A 20,850-nucleotide genomic window follows, 5' to 3' on the forward strand; every position below is an offset into this window, starting at 1 on the left:
AATGCTATATAAAGTAATTGTTTCTGTACAGTCGATAGTGGGGATGCTTTTTGGATTAAATCGACTATATGTTCATCAGCCAGCTTTTAAATGGCAAAAACATTCTTTAGAAATGATGGATATTGTGCCGAATCATTCATTTAAGCGCTTTTCTTCTATTTTACTGGAGGATCCCCTAAATGTTATAAAAGAATTAGAGATTATCGTGCAAGAGGTGTATCAATTCATTCAGCATGAATTCCCAAGGATTGATGTATCTAAAGTCATAAATCAATCGTTATTCTTAAGGCCGAAAAATAGAAGATCACAATTCATTCAATTTGACAAAGATATGTAGTATTCAGTTTTAACTAAATAGGATAAAGGAGGACAGCTTGAATGAATTTCATTAAACCTGGATGGATCATTATTCTCAACGGAACTCCAAGATCTGGGAAGTCGAGCATTGCTGCTGTTATCCAGAAAACATTTGAAGGTGTATGGATGAATATTGGGGTTGACCGCTATATGGAGATGATTCCCGACCGTTATCAACCTGGGATCGGACTGCGGCCTGGCGGTGAACACCCTGAGATAGAACCGATTATTGTAAATATGTATAAAGCGATGTATCAATCAATTGCTGCGCATAGTCGTTTAGGAATGAATGTTGTAGTTGATGTAGGACATCATGACGGTTATTCTGTTCCTCGAGGAATTTTACCGATGTGTGCAAGAATATTGAAGGGGCTCCCTGTTTTATTTGTGGGCGTTCGCTGCCCGATCGAAATTATTATGAAACGGCGGATTGCAACTTGGCAAACTGGTTACACAAATGATGGTAATATTCCAAAACCAGTAAGTTTATGGCAACAGCTCGTCCACCAGCCAGGTATTTACGATTTAGAGGTAGATACTTCAATGAATAGTGCTGGAGAGTGTGCTAATATCATTCGTCGCAGACTAGAAGGGCCTTCGCCAACTGCTTTCCATCGCATTGAAAGTATGTAAGGAAAAGATGCCTATAATGAGACAAATAACTAAGGAGGCTATAAATTCAAATAAATCATATGCAAGTGAATGATCTATAATACTGGGGGGCGTTGCTGGCATCAGTGACGCTCCTTTTCTTATTTCTTTTTATTTATTATCAATGTATGGTCGTTTAAAAATACATAATGTTCTAAGTTGTCTATCCCCTATGTATATTGTAATAAATCGGATGTCCGATAATCTTACAAACAGGTCACAAATATTTTTATCGTTTATTTAGTCTTGGAAGGAAAGAGGCGAACATGTTGACTCGTATCTAGTGTATTTAAATAGGAAAAATTCTTGAAGAAATGTAGAGGAAATGTAGCGGTTAATTATTAAGGGTGTTTATTACCAAGAAATAGTTACCGTTTGAGCCGGAGTCGTCAATCACTTCGGAGTAAGCCGCCCAAGTATGAGAGAAGTAGTAAGAATGTTTGCGTGACGAGATATCGTGACACATCAAGGCAACGTTAGTTAAGCTCATCCTTGGAAATGACATTCATCTGTTAATGTTTTTAATACTAGCAGAATGGGGACAAAAAGCAAACATTTCAATAATAAAAGTGCCATCTATACAGACGCCGTTATTGATCGCCAAAAATCAAATGATGAAATAAATAAGTGCATTCAATTTACGACGAATATCTTTTTTAAGGAAGGGGAGTACAGTCATGTCATATAGCTATTTTATGCCGACTCGAGTTTTGTGTGGAAATAAATTATCGGATCAAATTGGAGAAGTCGTTCAAGAATTAGGGGTTCAAAAAATATTAATTGTAACAGATAAGGGGATTCAACATGCACGACTTCTAGAAGGCATTGTGCAATCGCTTCTGGATGTAAAGTTGGATTATGAAATCTACAACGAGGTTGAACCTAATCCATCTTCTGAAACGATAGAAAAAGGAACAAAGTTTCTAAAGGAACATCGCTTAGAAGCGGTTCTTGGGGTAGGTGGGGGAAGCAGTATTGATACTGCAAAAGCGATAGCAATAATGGCAACGAATCCTGGCAGTATTTTAGACTATGAGGGAGTTGGTAAAATAAAAGTAGCTCCAATTCCAATCATAGCTGTTCCTACAACAGCCGGAACAGGAAGCGAGGTAACAAATTCAACGGTTATTACAAACAAAGAAACATCATTTAAATTAGGTGTACTTAGTTCTTTCATCTATCCAAAACTCGCTATATTAGACCCAATACTTACTCTTCATTTACCACAAAGTATAACAGCATCGACAGGAATGGATGCATTAACCCATGCCATTGAATCTTATACATCAAAAGCGGCTAATCCTGTAAGTCAGGCACTTGCCCTTAAAGCTATTAAACTGATAGGAGAAAATTTAACAAAAGCATATTTTATTGGAACTGAAATTGTATATAGAGAGAAGATGCTTATCGCTTCAATGATGGCAGGGGCTGCATTCGCACAATCGCGCTTAGGAAATGTTCATGCAATTTCACACACACTTGGAGGAGTTTTTAATATTCCACATGGAATTGCGAATGCAGTACTATTGCCTTTTGTAATGGAATTTAATCTACCAGCTTGTATCGACCAATATAAAGATATAGCCGTAGCCTTAGGAATTGATATCACAGGCTTATCTACCGTAAAGGCAGCTGAAAAAGCAGTGAATTATGTAATTGAAATGAACAAAAAGATGAATATCCCCTCTAATATTAAAGAATTAGGGGTCAATATGGAACAACTTAATAAATTGGTAAAGGATTCAATGAGAAGCGGTAATGTAGATGTAAATCCTAGGTTAACAAATTCCGATGATATTCAGCAAATAATAGAAAATGCTTACAATGGAAAATTAAAAGCTTTCCTACGATAAAAATTGCTGTATTATGTAAGCGTTTATCAGTAATGATCCAGAAAGAGGTCCAATCTCTCCACCAAGAGGGATGAGACCTCTTTTTCATTTTTTCTTACAGAGTGTTGTATGAACTAAGAGCGAAAGACTATTTTCTTTTAAACAGAAAATATTATTGACATTGATAATCATTATCAACTATGATTAAATTATCCTGTGTGATAATCGTTATCAATTAGGAGGCTATATCGTGAAAATGTTCATTGGGTATATAAGTATGTCAGGTAATACGGAGGATATTGCAACGATACTTAAAGATGTTCTTCTTGAAAATGGGTGCGAAGTGAAAATGGACTATCTTGATGATATCGAAATAGAGACAATCTTAGACTATGATTGTGTGTTTATTGGATCTTATACTTGGGGGGATGGAGATCTTCCATATGAAGCAGAAGATGTATATGAAGAAATGAATGCATTAAATTTAAAAGGAGTACACGCAGCATGCTTTGGCTCAGGCGATACGATTTATCCAGAATTTTGCGGGGCGGTAGATATTTTTGCTGAAACATTAGAAAAAAGAGGAGGAGAGGTTTTTAAGGAAAGATTAAAAATTGAACTAACTCCTGATTCTGATGAAGAAATAAATGAATGTAAGCAATTTGCACAATCTGTCTATGAGTGGGTATTAGCAAAAAATAATGTGAATCAAGTTTAAAATGCTTATGAACGCAACTTAACTGAATAGGGTGTTATACTGTTAATTGTTAAAATAATCATTATAATTAAATATAATGATTATTTTTAATTTCCATAAAATGAATCGGTGTCCGTTGTTGAATGATGATATTTGTAAGACGTGCGGGATTCAATATGAGCGTTCTGCTGAAAAGCTTGAATAACGTCTAATACGAGTAAATGGAGGATCAGGAACCGCAGACTATTAAGACGGTACTTATAAGCTGCACGATTTTACTTTAGAAAAAATGGTGGGATCCGTTTGAATGAGCGGGCAAGTGCTACAAAAAGGTGAGGAATGCAAAAATATAGATTTCTGATGCCCCGACAATTCCAATTGTAGTAAATCGTAAATAGATGATGAATGTTATGACAGCCAATATGATATTAGCAATTATACTAAATATTTTGATGATGATTTTCCTTGAGTTTATTCCTACCGTAAAAGCAATAATAAATCAGATTTCTACTAATATGTAAAAAATAGTTGGAAACCATAAGCTAATTGGAAGAAACCAGCTGATCTAAAACAATGATTTCAAACAAAAACAGCCCGAATGTTAACGGTCGGAAGAAATTTATGTTGCTCGTCATCACGAGTTTTAATGTTGTCCGCTTCTTATATTAAACGATTAACTCATTTCAAAGTTGACTGGAATGGACGGTGCAAAAATCCTGAAATGGCACTCAGCTACTTTTTATAAAAAAAGAAACAATGCCACAATGAATTTTTATGCCATATTTGATCTTCTTATTATTTTAATTGCAGAGCAATTGCCGTAACGTTTATAAGTCATTTTAATGATATGAATCACCGTATATAACAAATAGCTAAAGTGAAAGGGGTTGAAACAATGGCATACTGTAAAGTACGTATAGCTGATATTTATTATGAAGATATCGGGGAAGGGATGCCAATTATCATGCTCCATGGATTTACACCTGATCATCGATTAATGATTGGTTGTATGGAACCTATATTTACTGAGCGAGATCGCTATCGACGTATATATTTAGATCTGCCTGGAATGGGTCTGACTAAAAGTTATCATGACATCAACAGTACGGACGATATGTTAAATGTTGTTTTGGACTTTATTCAAACTATACTGCCTAATCAACCATATTTAATTGTAGGGGAATCTTATGGCGGATATTTAGCAAGAGGGATAATTGAAAAAGATAAAGGACAAATACTTGGTGCAGCATTTATATGCCCAGTTATTTTTCCTTTGCAAGTCAATAGAACAGTAGAAACACATAAAGTCATGATAAGTGATGAGACATTAGTGAACAGCTTATCTATAGAGGAGTTAGCTGAGTTTAGGAATAATCAAGTTATTCTTGATGAATATAATTGGCTGCGCTATCGTAATGAGATTCTTGCTGGATGTAAAATTGCAGATGAACAGTTTTTAAATAACATTAAGCATAACTATGCATTTTCTTTTAAAATTGATCAATCTACTTTTAATAAACCAAGTTTATTTTTGCTAGGCAGGCAGGATTCATCGGTTGGATATAAAGATGCACTAAGTCTCATAAATAATTATACGCGTGCAACCTTTGCCGTGTTAGATACAGCAGGACATAACTTACAAATAGAACAGCCACAACTTTTCACTAGTCACATAAATGAATGGCTAGATAGAGTCGACATTAACAATAAATAATCCTATATAGAATCAATTAGAAAATAAGTATAAGTTTTTCGTCCTTTAGTTTGTTCAAATCTTTAATAGTACCTACATTTTTATATACAGTTGGATATATAATTGATGGAATATATATTTGGAGAGAGTCGTCATGAAGATATTGCCTGGGTCTTCAAATCTAGATCATTATTTAAAGCATTCGGAAATAATTGATTTTACACATCCTGAAATTCAGCTTAAATCACAAGGAATCCCAACAGGTTTTTGTTATCAAAGGTTAATGGTATTTGATACGCCAGAAAAAGGGTATTCTCTTCATGCTCTTCATGGCGTGTTTCTTCGGTCATTAGATCGCTGGATTCGGTTAGATGCTCGTGGAAATAAAGCTGGTGTACAAGCGCAATTCTCCATAGATAAAGAAAGGTTAGCATTTACAATTAATGAAGATATGGATGAAAAGGACTTTCTGATGATTTACACTAGCCCTATTCAAGCAACAATCAATACATTAAAAGAGAACAGAGATGCCATTGAAATGTGTTGGAGGCGTAGAGCAATGGTATATAACAAACCTAGACAGCTTAATAAAACCGCAAACTTTATAAAGGAAGCTGAAAAAGTGAAAATGAAGCTAGAGTGTAAAATTAAAGTTCACAAATTAGGTCAAGGCAAAGATGGGACGATAGGTCAACTTAAAAATTTCTATAAAGATGTAGAACTAATGATTAAAAGCAAAAGTCATATTCCATCATATCCAAGAGCTATTACTGACTCGTGGGATGTTAATAGTGTACTTGGAAAACAACTATTAGATTTATATGAGGTATATAAGAGGCTAAGATAACTACTTCTGAAAAAAATGATAATAAATTAGGATGAGTCAATTTTTAAAGTAGTAAAGAGTTTTTAGGTTTAAGCACGATATTTCAAATCTCAAGGTCAAACAAGAGAATGGCCTGAAATGTTAAGAAATGATGAAGAACAAGGCGGGAACTTTGGTACATATTTTTAGAGATGAAGGGCTTAGTGATGCCAAACTGAATGAGGAAAAAAGAATTGCATACAGAGTTACTCGAATAAATCTTGTTAAAAGGATAATCTATTTTTTTAGATCATATAGATTCCTCCCAATACAAAAATGAAACAACGTTGCTTGAAGATTTAAGAAGAATGAATAATACTTTATATCCTCCAAGAGGTGGGCTTTCAGATTTTTTTATTTGGCCAAATGATTTTAGTGAACGAGTTAGGCTTAATGGAACTTTAAATAACATAGAGGAAAATATTTGGCGTATATTGTTAAGTCATTAAAATATTATTGTTGATTCGTACTTCCTTTGAAAATAGGAGATCTAAATTTTTAGATCTCCTATTCATCAGTCATGTACGTGTTCCTCGCTTAAATTTTGGTCATTTTGTAAATAAAGGTGATAAAGAGTCATCATCGCTACGGTCGCAATTCCCATGGTTCCATTACGCCAACTGTATATGTTGGGACGCCCTTTTTTATTGCTTCAATCACTCCATCGGAAATCTCTTTATTTGATAACCATCTTGAATGATTGTGTTCAATGACAAATCCTAGCTGTATTTGATGATAATTGCAATGTTCACTATGTGGAGAAGTTTGTTTAAATTGAAGTAAGTCAGCGCTGCTTCCCAATACGTGAAATAAATTCCAATGATGTGTTGACTTTGCAATGACTTGGTTGATGATATGAAGTGCATGTTTTGCATCGGAGTGAATCCATGCAACTACTAAGTCAATCGCACCATGCTTTTCACTGACTTCGCTAAGTCTCTTTCTTAATTCGTTATGATTGCGATAATCGACCATTACAGGTGTTATTCGTGATGGACGCTGAGATTTTGCAATGACTTTCTCCATACGCTGTACATCCCGTGCTATGACTGAAACATGATAACCGTTATTTTCTAGCCAAATCGTAACCGCTGATAACATACCAGTTCCACCGACGACTAGTGCGTGTCGCATTTTTATCCCTCCAATAGTATGTAAAAAATGTTTTCTTTCTTAAAGCTTGAGCTATCTAATTCTAATTAAAGAAACTTATACTTTACTGAACGTATAAGTTTTAGTTAGAAAAAATCGTTAAGGTGGTTGGATGTATTGGTAACTAAGGATTCCTCTTTTTTTATTTGTAATTGGCACAATCTCTGGACTTTTTCAAAAGTTTCCTGAAGTCTTCTTTGTAAATATATCATATTTTATAAGAAGTATAGTCTTCATTGGTTTGATTTGCGTTATTTTTACTATTTTTGAAAAGACAAAAATAAATGAAAAAAAGATGCATTTTACAATTGGTATAGGTTTAATTTTCTTAGGTTTTCTGATTGGTTATTTAATGGTTTGATTAAATTTGAAGATTCAAATTTTTTATCATCATTATAGCTTATAAATGACTAAGGAAACCAGCATATACGCACGAAATTTCAGCAATTTGCTTCGAAGGGGTTATCGGCAGCGTAAGCAAAACATTGACCATTAAAAACACCCCAAAAGTTAGATTTTTAGTCTAACTCTCGAGGTGCACATCTGTATGATACCCCTATACGGTAAATGTCTGACTTTCTGCTAAAAGCCGTACTCTTCTTCTTTCTCCGCGCGAATTGTCGCGAATGTTTTCGTTAGTACAACGGTATCTTCAACTAAACGATTGATGCGAAATATTACATCATCGTTTGTAATTTCTTTACGATAGAAATCTTTTTCTTCAATAAACACATACGTTTGGACAATTTGGGCTTTCATATAAGATAAGATCGGTTTTAATTGTTGTTCTGCAACTAAGTAATGTTTTGAAGATCCTGCTGTGACAATCATACTAACAACTTTATCAAGAAATGCATTTACGGGTAGAAGATCAAAGATATTCTTTAATGTCGCAGGTATAGAAGCCTGGAAAATAGGTGTTCCAATGATAAGCGCATCTGCATCCATGATCATCTGTGCTACATATTTTGTATCACCTTCATATTCCAAATAATTGCGGCCATCACTAAATTGAATGTCATAATCAGTTAAATCTATTAATGTTACGTTAATCTCAGGATATTGTTCTCTTATTACTTTAAAAGTGTAGTCCATCGCTGTTCTCGTTTTCGAACCGACTCTTGAGCCTGATAAAACAACAATCTTCACATTGCTAGCCTCCTATTTTTTTGCTGTATATTTTCTAATTGCTGGTAAAATTTCTGTCCCAATTAATTCAACATTTTTCATAATTTTCTCAAACGGCATACCCCCAAAATCAATTTGGGCAATATAACGTTGATGACCGAACATTTCATGTTGGTAGAGGATTTTTTCAATGATTTGCTGTGGACTGCCGATATTCATAATATTATGTGGATCTGCGCCTTGAGCAAAATGCTGCTTAGGGAAACCTTGACCATTCGTTTTCTTCATTCCTTCGTTAATCCGAGGATATGTTTCGCGCAATGCTTCCTGTGTCGTTTCAGCCGCAAAGAAAAAGCCTGCAGTAGCAACAGGAAGCTCTGCTGGATCAAAGCCGTTGCTTCGTGCTGCTTCACGGTAAGCGTCAATCGTTCGTTTAAAAACAGAAGCTGGTCCACCTAAATGGGCCATGAACATTGGAACACCAGCGTATCCCGCTTTCATTGCACTTGCAGGTGACCCTCCAACTGCTCTCCATATTGGCATAGATCCGTCATGAGGTCGAGGAAGTACTTTTGCATTTCTTAATGGCGCACGGAATTGCCCTTGCCAGTTCACAATTTCTTCCTTATTAATTTTTAATAATAGGTCAAACTTTTCCTCAAAAAGTTCCTCATAATCGTGGACGTTATAGCCTAGTAAATCAAAGAGTCCAATTCTTGAGGCACGTCCGGCAATAATTTCGGCACGGCCCCGCGAAATTAAATCAATTGTCGCAAAATTTTCATAGACTCGTACTGGATCCGATGTACTAATAATCGTTGAAGAGCTTCCAATTTTTATATTTTTAGTTGCTTGCGCAATTGCAGAGAGAACAACAGCATGGGCCTGGGTGGCAAAATATTCTTGATGACTTTCACCGACGCTGAAGAAATCAAGTCCTGCTTCATCTGCCAGCTTTGCGTATTCGATAATCTCATGTATCCGTTCTTCTGCAGAAATCCTTGCGCCTCTTAAAGGATCAGGTAAGTGATCCCCGAGTGTATATATGCCAAACTCTAACCCTTTACTTTGGTCAATTCGATATCTTTCCATTTATGACTCATTCCTTTTTCAACGCTATCATGTATGCGATCATAATATTTTTTATAGTTATTTTCGTAACATTAGTTGCTGTTCATTTTAACCATTCATAGATTTGCTAAAAGTACAAAAGACAGGACCTCTCCGAGTTTATGCGTAGTGTGAGATACCCGAAAAAGCTCCTGGACCGCCCGTGGAAAGCGAAGCGGGGAGACCAATAATTCTTTCTAAACAAGCTATTTAAAAACAATAATCATTTAAAATAGAACTTAATACGGACATTGCCAGGCACCGTTATTTAAATTGTATCCTTTATTATAAGTAATGAAGTGCGTATCTATCAGTCGGCAAAGTACTTCATTCAACTCTTCGCAATATTATTGTAGAGCATAATAGCAATTCATATAAGTACGTACTTTGAAGTGGTATAGTATACTTAAAGATACTAATGGAGGAATAGGATATGAACATTGAACCAACCTTATGCCGTGTGGAAGATGCTTTAAGCATCTTAGTAGGAAAATGGAAACCGATCATTTTATTATATTTATTAAAAAATGGTACACAGAGATTTAGTGAACTAAAAAGAAGTATCCCTGGTGTTACTCAAAAGGTGCTCACAAAACAGCTGCGGGAATTAGAAGAAGAGGATATTATTGAACGAGTGGTCCATCCGCAAGTTCCACCTAAAGTAGAGTATTCGATTACAGAATATGGTATGAGCTTACAGCCTATTTTAGAGGCTATGCATGAATGGGGGACAAAACATACATTGCACAAACAGCAAAAAATGAATAAAGAAAGTATATGAGATTTAACATATTCTTGTTGATTACTGCTGAGAATTTTGAATTATTTATCGAAGAATAAAATTGAAGGTTGAACGTTTGTCGGAAAATTGATATTATAAGAATAAATCTAAAAAGACTATGTGTGACTGGCGAAACGCGGATAACCGTGAGGGAGCACATAGTGGTCGTAGCCGTTCGCCTGGGCAGAGGTAAAGGATTTTTAACATCCTTTGCCTCTTTCTGCATTTAGGGGAGGAATGATAAAAACAGAGGGGCAAAACGCATACATAATAAATACGGAATGTTAAACTTAAACAGGTTTTCATGTGGTCGACGTGAAAGAATGTTCGGAAATTGAACAAGAACAAAACAAAGGGGAGAACATAAATGAGTACAATTGCGTTAGAAAAGGTCGCAATAATCAAAACATTAAATAATATTGCAGAAAGTGGATTAAACGTATTTCGTGATGACCATTTTACAATAGATAATGATCATGAAAATCCTGATGCTATTGTTGTCCGCAGCTTTAACATGCATACAATGGAATTCGGCAGGCATTTAAAAGCAATTGCACGGGCAGGGGTAGGTGTCAATAATATTCCAGTTGACAAATGTACGCAAGAAGGGATTGCAGTGTTTAATACGCCAGGAGCGAATGCTAATGCTGTAAAAGAATTGGTGCTTACTTCTTTAATTGCTTCATCCCGTAATCTTTTTGCTGGCGAGGCTTGGACAAAGACACTAGGAAAAGAAGGAAAACAAATTCCGAAGTTAGTCGAAGCAGGAAAAAAACAATTCGTTGGGAAAGAAATTAAAGGGAAAACATTAGGGGTTATTGGCCTTGGAGCAATTGGCGCCCTTGTCGCAAATGATGCCCTACAGTTAGATATGAATGTAATCGGCTTTGATCCGTTTATTTCTGTTGACACAGCTTGGAACTTGTCCCGCAATGTTCAACGTGCTTTGACGCTTGACCAACTATTTGCCAAGGCGGATTACATTACTGTTCATGTGCCATTAACAGACGATACAAGAGGCATGTTTAATGAAAAAGCATTTAATATTATGAAAAAAGATGTTCATATTTTAAATTTCTCCCGCGGCGAACTTGTGAATGAAACAGATATGAAAATCGCACTTGAAAATGGAAAAGTTGGCAAATATATTACAGATTTTCCAAACGAAAGTGTGCTAAACATGAAAAACACAATTACTTTTCCGCATCTTGGTGCATCTACGAAAGAATCTGAGGAAAATTGTGCCATTATGGCAGCTCGTCAAGTGAAGGAATTTCTTGAAACAGGAAATATTAAAAACTCTGTAAATTTCCCAAATGTCTCACTTCCATATACAGGTAAGCAACGTATCGCTATCTTTCATCAAAACGTTCCAAATATGGTTGGAAATATTACAACGGCAATTTCCAGTTATCATTTGAATATTGCAGATATGATAAACAGAAGCCGTGGAGACTATGCGTATACATTGATTGATATTGATAAAAAAGTAGACAGTGATGACATTCCAAATTTGAAAGAAAAAATGAATGAAATTCCAGGAATTGTTACAGCACGTATCATTTAAACAATTGTATTTCATAACAGGATATGTAAAAAGAGATGTCGGGTTTATATAAAATGCCTGGCATCTTTTTTCATGCTTATCGATGAATGATTGATTAGCTGCAATGGTTTTAGCCGAATATTGCAATTTTGATGAGAAGCATCCATAATGAACATGCATTCGAACAAAAATGATCCTTGTTAGGAGCGAGTAGTATGACGAAAACAATTGTGGAAAAGTTAAACTTGCAAAAATATAAAAAAATAGCCGTGCTAAATATGCCGGAGAATAAAGATTATTTTGCAACATTAAATCATTATGATACAGCGTTTGTCGAAAGCAGTTATGATGTTATTTTTGCTTTTGTACTGGATATAGATGCTTTAAAAGATATGGTTCATAAAGTGATTGAGAATCATTTTTTAAATCAAAACGGTTATCTTTTCTTGGCTTATCCGAAGAAGGGGAATAAAGTGTATGATACGTTTATTCATCGAGATCATTTATTAGATGGATTAGGTGCAGATGAAAACGGTTATGTTGGAACAAGTAATATGAAATTTGCACGTATGATTGCCTTAGACGATGTTTTTACAGTTGCAGGTTTAAAATCACAGGACCGAAATAAAGTGAGTAGATTAGCAAAACCAAGTCAATCTGTTGACGACTATGTTGCCATGATTAAAGATGTAGAAAACGATTTGCGAGATACTCCTGAATTACTTGCGTTTTATCAATCCCTTACACTAGGTTATCGTAAAGATTGGGCAAGATACATATACAGCGCTAAGCAAGAAGCGACAAAAGCTAAACGGCGTATAGAAATGAAGCTGATTTTAGGTGCAGGATACAAAAGTCGTGATCTATATAGAAATCGATAATTCGTACGCTTTTCAATACGAAAAAACGCTTCTGTTCAAGTTAATTAAATCATTTGTATATGAATATAGAACTAGATGTCAGGAAAACGGAGCTAGGTTTAGATATTGCAGGTGTGATCGCAACAAACTGATGAAAACGGCCTAAACGAAGGTGCCTTACGTATATGCTGAAGATGAATAATATAAGACAAGCAGATTGATACTTAGATGCGAGGTAGATGATTTCAATATGTTCTGCCTTTAAAGATATTTTTTAAGTATATGATGATAAAGGCTGTGATCTCCCTGCTATGTTCACTGACAGTATTCGAGGGAAGGATTTGCGATATAATGAATGGATTTTTAGATTTCGATTAGCGGTCATTGATGAAATCTTTCAATCGTGTTGAACTATTACCAGTTTTTTCTTATGATTTATGCCAACCTTTGGTATAATTAATTGAAAAGGCAAAAAAAAGCAATAATTGATGTGCGTTGTCCATCTATAAAGCATGCTTGCTCCATTGAACATACATATGCGCGTTTTAAAAGGCAAGTAATTAGCCAACACTAGGTGCGTACAATCATCTTTTTAATGAAAACAAAAAAACTACGAAAAGAACTTTAAAGATATGGAGGGAATTGCATGGTATTGCCGAATTTTGAGCAACATTTACAAAAATATGCGAAATTATTAGTAGCTAAAGGGATCAATGTCCAACCTGGTGATTGGGTGAAAATGACAATTACAGTAGACCAGGCACCACTAGCACGATTAATTGTGAAAGAAGCTTATGCATTAGGCGCTGAAAATGTCATCGTTGTATGGTCAGATGATGAAATTACGAAACAGCATTATTTAAATCAGCCAGAGGAAGTGTTAACGAACATCCCCGATTATAAGATTGCTGAATCGGAAGATCATGTATTAAATCATAAAGTAAGCCGACTGTCAATTTTATCAAGTGATCCTGGTTTATTAAATGATGTCGATCCAGGAAAAGTCGCCGCTTATCAAAATAAAGCGAGCAAAGCTTATCGTGTACAGCGGATAGCTACCCAAAATGATGATATTAAATGGACAGTTGCTGCAGCTGCCGGGGCTGGATGGGCAGCGCAAGTGTTCCCTGATTTAGCAACTTCGGAAGAGCAAGTAGATGCTTTATGGGATCAAATTTTTAAAACTTGCCGTGTTTATGCTGATGATCCCGTAGCAGCATGGGATGAACATAAAGCGACTTTGGATGAAAAGGCTGCGAAGCTCAATGAAATTCAATTTGATGCACTTCACTATACTGCTCCAGGTACCGACTTAACATTAGGATTGCCGAAAAATCATATTTGGGCAAGTGCAGGCAGTACGAGCCGTAAAGGTGAGGAGTTTATTGCGAACATGCCGACAGAAGAGGTTTTCACCGCTCCGGATACACATCGCATGGACGGTGTTGTGCGCAGTACGAAACCGTTAAGCTATGCCGGGACTTTAATTGAAGGTATTGAGGTTCATTTCAAAGATGGTAAAATTGTCGATATTTCCGCTGAAAAGGGAGATGAAGCAATCAAGAAATTGGTCCATGATAATGAAGGTGCAACAGGATTAGGGGAAGTTGCCCTCGTGCCAGATCCGTCGCCAATTTCGCAATCAGGTATTACTTTCTTTAATACGTTGTTTGATGAAAATGCTTCAAATCACTTAGCGATTGGTGCTGCATATCCAACAACAATTCAAGGTGGAACAGAAATGAGCCAAGAGGAATTATTAAAGCATGGTATGAATACTTCTGATGTCCATGTTGACTTTATGATCGGCTCTGCTGAAATGAATGTTGACGGTATTAAAGAAGATGGAACAATTGTACCAATATTCCGCAACGGTGATTGGGCAATTTAGAACTGAAACACAAAGCATATTTAGATTAAAGCCGGAAAGATAGGTACCGCAGCAATGGCCATCTTCCGGCTTTTCATTTTTTGAAAATTCCACTTCACATCAACTGCCTTTTGTTGTAAAATTACGAGAATATTTTATATAATAATAGTTTTTCGAAAAGGGGAGAGTAGGATGATTAGACGGCTAGAGAAAACAGATCATGAGGCTTGTTTTCAATTGTTAAAAACACGAAGTGCTGAAAATTTATTTATAATTGGTGATATTGAAGCTTACGGTTATGAACAAGATTTTCAAAAGCTATGGGGAGAATTTAATGAAGATGGAGAACTCATTGCCGTTTTATTAAAATATGAAAAAAGCTATATTCCTTATGCGGCAGGTTCATTTAATGCCGTGGGATTTGCTGAGATTATCTCTAATGATCCTGATTTTACTATGATGTCAGGAATAAAACATATTACTGAAAAAATTGAGCCTTATATAAATAGAACGCTTAAAAGAAAAAGACAAACATATTATGCGAAATGTACGAGCTTGAATTCGGATGTTAAAGATGTCGATTGCTCAATCGTACAACAGGCGTTTCCTAGCGATGCAGAAGCACTTGTAAAATTGCTTCATTCAGTTCCGGAATTTAGTGATGCATCGATGACAGTGGAAAGTAAACGCCGTGGGCTACAAGATGGAACTTCACGTTCATATTTTATTATAGAAGATGAAAAAATGGTCTCTACTGCATCAACAGCGGCTGAAAATTCCTTATCAGCAATGGTTGTCGCCGTCGCTACATTGGAAAACTATAAGAAAAAGGGGTATGCAACGAAGTGTATGGTTAAGCTTTGCAATGACTTATTACGGGAAGGAAAAGAATTATGTTTGTTCTATGATAATCCGGCGGCAGGTGCCATTTATAAGCGAATCGGTTTTGAACATATCGGTTTTTGGATGATGTATACATACAATTAAACATTCGATAAACCAGTTTTTTTCTTTGGGGTGAAAGAATTGAAAAATATTTATTTGGTTAGGCATTGTGAAGCGGAAGGACAGTCTGCGGAAGCACAGTTGACAGAAAGAGGCAATCACCAAGCATTGGACTTATCAGCATTTTTTCATAGTATTCAAGTTGATCGTATTATATCCAGTCCTTATAAGCGTGCCCGCCAGTCTATTGAGCCGCTTGCCCTCTGCTTAAATTTGGAAATAGAAAATGATCATCGCTTGACAGAACGTGTTCTAAGCAGTGAAAATCTCCCTAATTGGTTTGAAAAGTTAAAAGCTACTTTTACGGATATGGATTTGACATTTGAAGGCGGCGAATCAAGTAGAGCGGCAATGAAACGAATTGTCGCAGTAACTGAGGAAGTTTTTCAAAGTGACGCGATCAACACAGTGATTGTCACACATGGGAATATTATGTCCCTGCTTTTAAAGCATTATCAGAAAGATGTTGGATTCACTGATTGGTGTAACCTTTCTAATCCTGACGTATTTCTTTTAAAATATGAAAAACATAAAATCATTTGTGCAAGAATATGGGGGAAAGATGGTGAGTAGTTGTTTTCAATTAAAGTATAAAAACAATATCCTCAAATTTGAGTTGCAATTCTATGGATGTGATCTATATGTTAAAACGATTGAAACTGAATTGCTTTATTGATGTTGAGTATACACAAGTGCTATTTTATCTAGACTGCGGCGATGAACATCCCAATTGTGTAACGGATAAGATCAGCAGTTAGAAAGCCATGTCCTAATATTAATGCACCGAGCCATGTTCTGTGAATTTGGTTGATTCAATCTGTCTGATAAAGCTGACTGAATTCAATGCCGAAGCTGAACAAAAAACTAAGCAACATTGCGATAGGCGGGGCTTTATGTGCAAGTAAGAAGCGCATTCCGAAATAGACCATCATTGCCCACAGCATATCATCGGCATTTTGTGCAATGTAGATTGGAAGCAGATAGCCAAATTTTATTGAGGCTAACCCTAAATCGTGAAGACAAATGCCGTAAAGTAGGCGATTCTCCTATTGGCGTTATATAGATTGTTAGGTTTATTTGCAGTAGTCAATAGTAATCACTCACTATACATTATCGATCATTCCATTATGCGGCTTCTTATGTTCATTTGCAATGATGCCAATTCGAACATTGTTGTTAAAAAAATATTTATAAAAAAACATCAGCTATCAAAAGGGAGGTGCTTCTTGATAAAGAGGAATGAGCAACAATTGGCAAGAGTGCAGCTTTGAAATAAACTTCGCTAATGATCATAAAGATTGATCATTTATTGTTAGGAACGATACGAAGGAATATTCGGAATAACCTGATATAATATGATATAGAGATTGACATTAACCTCTTTAAAGATCAAAATAAATCGGGGTGAAATTGTGAAAATTAAACATTCAGCTTTCAATTATGATAAACATGGACAGAAATACTCTGGGTACAGACGAACTGATCCAAGAATTGAAGAATATGTTTATGCTGCTCTGGAGTCGGCTAGCACAATCTTGAATGTAGGTGCTGGAGCAGGGTCGTATGAACCTGAAGATAAATACGTCATTGCTGTTGAACCGTCAAGCGTTATGCGTTCCCAACGTCAAAGAGGCAAGAAGGTGCCAGCCATTATTGGAACAGCCGATTCACTACCTTTTGATGATCATTCTTTTGATGCTTCTATGGCAATGGTTACTATTCATCACTGGCCGGACATAAAAAAAGGTTTGCAAGAATTACGAAGGGTAACTCGAGAACAGGTTTTAATTATGACTTTTGATCCAGAAGCGTTGGACGGCTATTGGAACGCCGAATATTTCCCTGAATTAAACGAAATAGAGAAAGTGCGCTATCCTACAATTGACTTTATTACTGAATCACTCGGCGTAAACAGTCAAGTTCAGCAAATCCCTATCCCGTTTGATTGCGCAGATGGTTTTCAGGAAGCGTTTTATGGAAGACCGGAAGCTTTCTTGGATAAAGAGGTACGATTGTCACAGTCAGCCTGGGGATTCTTACCTGATGGTGTTGAGGAAAAACTTGTTAAGAGATTATCAGATGACCTTAAATCAGGAACATGGGATAAAAAATATGGGCATTATAGAAAGAAACCAGCTCTTATGGGGGCTCTACGCCTTATAATAGCAAGACCATAAGGACATATTACGAAAGCAGATAACCAAACTTTATTAACAACATTTCTGGGTGTAATCGATGCTAGTATCCATTTTGAATCGATTTTTTCAAAATGGATATCTTTTTATTGTTATGTATTGGTTTGTTTTACAAAGAGACAGTATCGATATATCTTTACAAAAAGTGATCCACACTAAAACGTTTTCTATAAATCCAAATGTATATTAAATGTGATTGGGAGTTATGATTTCGATGTTAGAATTTCTATTGGGAAAAGTACACGATTGGTTATTAGGGATTGGTTATTTTCATAACGCTTTGGATACAAAGAGGAGGAAACAACATGGAAGTATTTGCAGATTATTTAGCACGTATTGATAACCAAGAACACCGGGAACGAACAGAGGAGGTTTTAGCTTGGGTAGCCAAAAAATATCCAAACTTAAAGCCTGTTATTAAGTGGAACCAGCCTATGTTTACAGATCATGGCACTTTTATTATTGGATTTAGTGTATCAAAAAATCGTATGACTGTCTCTCCTGAATTGCAAGGAATTGTTCATTTTTCCGATGAAATTGTTCAGGCTGGGTACAGGCACACTAAGTATTTAGTAATTTTTCCGTGGGAAAAACCATTTGACTTCTCATTACTTCAGAAAATGATCGAGTTTAATATTTGGGATAAGTCGAATTGTTCTACTTTTTGGAGGAAATAAAAAATAGAATAAACCTTGTAGGTTCATATCATGTTCCAAAAGATTGATTCGTTTTTTAGAAAATATAGTGTGAAAAAATGTTCTCAGCCAAATGGGGTACAATTGTTGAACAAAAATGGGAAATAACGCAAATGACTCGTAATGATGATCCGGAGGTGGGCAGTCGGTGATACAAGATAATGAGCTGAAACTTGTGATTGGTGCAGGAGAATATCATAATAACCATGGTTGGATACATACGGAAGAAGATGAATTAAATTTATTAGATCTACAATTATGGAAACATCAATTTGCTGAAAATTCTATAACAGCAATTTTGGCGGAGCATGTTTGGGAGCATCTTACATATGAAGAAGGTATTGAAGCAGCAAAAATTTGCTATACTTTTTTGAAGCCTTCAGGGTATATTCGCTGTGCAGTCCCTGATGGATTTTTCCAGAATGAAGCTTACCAACGTATTGTGCAAATAGGCGGACCTGGGCCAAAGGATCATCCAGCAGCAAGCCATATAAGTGTTTACAACTATAAAATATTAAAGACGATGTTTGAAACTGCTTTTTTCGAAGTAAAGCTGCTTGAATATTGTGATGAAAATGGGGAATTTCATTGTCATCATTGGAATGGCAAAGATGGGGTAATTTTTCGTTCGAAAAAGTACGACTCTAGAAATCAAGGGGATCAACTTAGTTTTCCGTCGTTAATTATAGATGCAATCAAGATTGCAACGTAATATGGATGTGTAAAAAGATTGTAAACCACTTGTTAAACCTATCTATCAAGCGGCTTGCAGTATTTTTTATTGTTCAGCAGAGTTGTAAAAACGTTTGACTATTTACAAACATTATATTATTATGTTTGTAAAATGATAAACAAAAATTAAGTTTGTTTGTTTTTATGTAAACGATTGGAAGTGTTGATTTGGAGATTTCAGATATGTTTTGGAATGCCTCGATAGCAGAACTTAAACAAGGATATGTTGAACAACCTACTTCTTATATATGTCTGTTATGTGGGGAGAAAATTGAAAAAGGAATTATTTATCCCGAAGGAAATGTCCTTTATGAAGCGGAAAGGTATATGCGCCTTCATATCAAAAATGCCCATCAATCGGTATTTGAGTACATCATTGGACTTGATAAAAAATTAACCGGTCTTACTGAACATCAAAATCGTCTCCTTCGTCTCTTTTATCAGGGAAAAAGTGATAAAGAAGTGCAAACTGAGCTTGGAATTGGAAGTGCATCTACAATTAGGCATCATCGCTTTGCATTAAAAGAGAAGGAGCGACAAGCAAAAGTCTTTTTAGCCATAATGGAGCTGCTGAAAGAAAAAGATCAATATGCACCTGCATTTATCCCTCCGCATCAAACAGCAAAAATGCTCGATGCGCGCTACGCTATTACGGAAGAAGAGCAGCAAAAAACAATCAAAAAGTTTTTACCTGATGGAATAAGCGGCCGCCTAAAGAGATTTCCTCCGAAAGAAAAGCAGCGACTGATCGTTCTGCGTGAAATGGCAAAACGATTCAAACAAGACGTTGTTTATACTGAGCAAGAAGTGAACGAAATGTTGAAGGAAATGTATGAAGATTATGTCATGGTCAGAAGGTATTTAATAGAATATGGATTTTTAGATCGGAAATCGGACGGAAGTCAGTATTGGCTGAAAAAATAAGAAAGCAGGTGTATGCAAATGGATCGAAAAAAGGAACTAAAACAGCTTTATAAAGAAACACCAATTGAAGCTGGTATTTATCAAATCAAAAATACAATAAATGAAAAAATGTTTATTGGAAGTACTAGAAATTTTAAAACATTAAATGGAGTAACATTCACTTTAGAAACAGGCACACATACCAATAAAACGCTCCAAGATGAATGGCACCAATTTGGAAAAGAAGCTTTCACTATTGATATATTAGAGAAACTTAAAAAGAAAGATGATCCGTATTATAACGAAAAAGAAGCGCTGGCAGAATTGGAAAATAAGTGGTTGGAACAACTACAGCCATATGGTGAAAGGGGATATAACAAAAAGAAGTTCCGTTAAATTAAGAGCAGAACTTTATAAAACAGATTCATAGATTATGATTAGGGCGTTTCGTTATAAATTTCCATCTCATATCCAATTGTTATGTTCAAGTTGTCATACATGGCGGGCATGTTACTGTATTTTTAAAAAGGGCGGCATACTATTCGCTCGATTCAAAAATCTTTGTATATAAGCTTTGGACAAAGTAAATTAATTGCCGTATAACGGATTGAAAGTTCATACAACTCTAATGTTGAAGGGATGGTAAAAACAGGAAGTATACAATTTAGACCTTCTTTAGGTGGGAAACACAAAGTCGGATAAAGGTTTATAACGAGGACTGTCAACATAAGAATATGCTAACATATGTTGCCACTAAAGCAGTAAAATCATCATTTTA

Annotated in this window: 19 protein-coding genes, 2 pseudogenes and 1 riboswitch; of the genes and pseudogenes, 17 read left to right on the plus strand and 4 right to left on the minus strand. The window is 35.7% G+C overall.

Translation table 11 applies throughout. The features are described from left to right. Position 1: 1 nt before the first annotated feature. From G4D61_RS09715 to G4D61_RS18625, 6 genes and pseudogenes are all read left to right on the plus strand, one after another. Positions 2-337 carry a hypothetical protein gene (locus G4D61_RS09715; protein WP_081749948.1) on the plus strand — a complete coding sequence of 112 codons (336 nt, stop codon included), beginning with the start codon at positions 2-4 and terminating at the stop codon, positions 335-337. Between the two features lie 41 nt (positions 338-378). Beyond that, complete coding sequence (locus G4D61_RS09720; RefSeq protein WP_025726986.1) at positions 379-990, plus strand: chloramphenicol phosphotransferase CPT family protein; 612 nt, start codon at positions 379-381, stop codon at positions 988-990. Between the two features lie 695 nt (positions 991-1,685). Beyond that, positions 1,686-2,861 carry an iron-containing alcohol dehydrogenase gene (locus G4D61_RS09725; RefSeq protein WP_025726985.1) on the plus strand — a complete coding sequence of 392 codons (1,176 nt, stop codon included), beginning with the start codon at positions 1,686-1,688 and terminating at the stop codon, positions 2,859-2,861. A gap of 226 nt (positions 2,862-3,087) precedes the next feature. Continuing rightward, positions 3,088-3,558: a flavodoxin gene (locus G4D61_RS09730; RefSeq protein WP_429888770.1), complete on the plus strand. Its 471-nt coding sequence runs from the start codon at positions 3,088-3,090 to the stop codon at positions 3,556-3,558. 874 nt (positions 3,559-4,432) lie between these two features. Beyond that, a complete protein-coding gene (locus G4D61_RS09735) occupies positions 4,433-5,251 on the plus strand; it encodes an alpha/beta fold hydrolase (protein WP_025726983.1) in 819 nt (272 codons plus the stop codon). A gap of 217 nt (positions 5,252-5,468) precedes the next feature. Then, positions 5,469-5,771: pseudogene (locus tag G4D61_RS18625) on the plus strand (transglutaminase-like domain-containing protein); the annotation flags it as partial. Positions 5,772-6,680: 909 nt separating this feature from the next. Here G4D61_RS18625 and G4D61_RS09745 read toward each other — a convergent pair. The 3 genes from G4D61_RS09745 to G4D61_RS09755 form a co-directional block, all read right to left on the minus strand. Continuing rightward, the gene (locus tag G4D61_RS09745; protein ID WP_025726981.1) at positions 6,681-7,229 is read right to left on the minus strand and encodes a short-chain dehydrogenase; all 549 of its coding nucleotides are present in this window, start codon (positions 7,227-7,229) and stop codon (positions 6,681-6,683) included. Positions 7,230-7,829: 600 nt separating this feature from the next. Beyond that, complete coding sequence (locus G4D61_RS09750) at positions 7,830-8,396, minus strand: NADPH-dependent FMN reductase (protein ID WP_035353539.1); 567 nt, start codon at positions 8,394-8,396, stop codon at positions 7,830-7,832. Positions 8,397-8,408: 12 nt separating this feature from the next. Further along, complete coding sequence (locus G4D61_RS09755) at positions 8,409-9,467, minus strand: LLM class flavin-dependent oxidoreductase (protein WP_035353536.1); 1,059 nt, start codon at positions 9,465-9,467, stop codon at positions 8,409-8,411. 451 nt (positions 9,468-9,918) lie between these two features. Here G4D61_RS09755 and G4D61_RS09760 point away from each other — a divergent pair, with 451 nt between their 5' ends. The 6 genes from G4D61_RS09760 (at position 9,919) to G4D61_RS09785 (ending at position 16,120) form a co-directional block, all read left to right on the plus strand. Continuing rightward, a complete protein-coding gene (locus tag G4D61_RS09760; RefSeq protein WP_025726978.1) occupies positions 9,919-10,266 on the plus strand; it encodes a winged helix-turn-helix transcriptional regulator in 348 nt (115 codons plus the stop codon). Positions 10,267-10,378: 112 nt separating this feature from the next. After that, positions 10,379-10,458: riboswitch (ZMP/ZTP riboswitch) on the plus strand. Between the two features lie 175 nt (positions 10,459-10,633). Then, positions 10,634-11,833, plus strand: coding sequence for a phosphoglycerate dehydrogenase (locus tag G4D61_RS09765; RefSeq protein ID WP_163173817.1), 1,200 nt, complete (start codon positions 10,634-10,636; stop codon positions 11,831-11,833). Positions 11,834-12,027: 194 nt separating this feature from the next. Then, positions 12,028-12,693: a YdeI/OmpD-associated family protein gene (locus G4D61_RS09770; RefSeq protein ID WP_025726976.1), complete on the plus strand. Its 666-nt coding sequence runs from the start codon at positions 12,028-12,030 to the stop codon at positions 12,691-12,693. A gap of 625 nt (positions 12,694-13,318) precedes the next feature. Continuing rightward, complete coding sequence (locus G4D61_RS09775) at positions 13,319-14,563, plus strand: aminopeptidase (RefSeq protein WP_025726975.1); 1,245 nt, start codon at positions 13,319-13,321, stop codon at positions 14,561-14,563. A 171-nt stretch (positions 14,564-14,734) separates the two neighbouring features. After that, positions 14,735-15,529 carry a GNAT family N-acetyltransferase gene (locus G4D61_RS09780; RefSeq protein WP_035353533.1) on the plus strand — a complete coding sequence of 265 codons (795 nt, stop codon included), beginning with the start codon at positions 14,735-14,737 and terminating at the stop codon, positions 15,527-15,529. Positions 15,530-15,559: 30 nt separating this feature from the next. Then, positions 15,560-16,120: a histidine phosphatase family protein gene (locus tag G4D61_RS09785; RefSeq protein WP_367613767.1), complete on the plus strand. Its 561-nt coding sequence runs from the start codon at positions 15,560-15,562 to the stop codon at positions 16,118-16,120. Positions 16,121-16,251: 131 nt separating this feature from the next. On the opposite strand, the pseudogene G4D61_RS18505 reads toward G4D61_RS09785, so the two are convergent. Then, positions 16,252-16,491, minus strand: a pseudogene (locus G4D61_RS18505) (ribosomal maturation YjgA family protein). A 423-nt stretch (positions 16,492-16,914) separates the two neighbouring features. Here G4D61_RS18505 and G4D61_RS09795 point away from each other — a divergent pair. The 5 genes from G4D61_RS09795 to G4D61_RS09815 all read left to right on the plus strand — a co-directional run bounded on the left by G4D61_RS09795 (position 16,915) and on the right by G4D61_RS09815 (position 20,468). After that, a complete protein-coding gene (locus G4D61_RS09795) occupies positions 16,915-17,724 on the plus strand; it encodes a class I SAM-dependent methyltransferase (protein WP_205603253.1) in 810 nt (269 codons plus the stop codon). Positions 17,725-18,047: 323 nt separating this feature from the next. After that, complete coding sequence (locus G4D61_RS09800; protein WP_025726971.1) at positions 18,048-18,419, plus strand: iron chaperone; 372 nt, start codon at positions 18,048-18,050, stop codon at positions 18,417-18,419. Between the two features lie 166 nt (positions 18,420-18,585). Continuing rightward, positions 18,586-19,149 carry a class I SAM-dependent methyltransferase gene (locus G4D61_RS09805; RefSeq protein WP_163173821.1) on the plus strand — a complete coding sequence of 188 codons (564 nt, stop codon included), beginning with the start codon at positions 18,586-18,588 and terminating at the stop codon, positions 19,147-19,149. 188 nt (positions 19,150-19,337) lie between these two features. Beyond that, positions 19,338-20,093, plus strand: a complete 756-nt coding sequence (locus tag G4D61_RS09810) for a DUF2087 domain-containing protein (RefSeq protein WP_025726969.1) — start codon at positions 19,338-19,340, stop codon at positions 20,091-20,093. A gap of 18 nt (positions 20,094-20,111) precedes the next feature. Next, positions 20,112-20,468 (plus strand): GIY-YIG nuclease family protein, encoded by a 357-nt coding sequence (locus G4D61_RS09815; RefSeq protein ID WP_025726968.1) that lies wholly within the window; start codon positions 20,112-20,114, stop codon positions 20,466-20,468. Positions 20,469-20,850 lie beyond the last annotated feature (382 nt).

Origin of the sequence: Heyndrickxia ginsengihumi (assembly GCF_011008565.1) — a bacterium.
In the GTDB taxonomy this organism is placed as follows: Bacteria; Bacillota; Bacilli; order Bacillales; family Bacillaceae_C; genus Weizmannia; species Weizmannia ginsengihumi.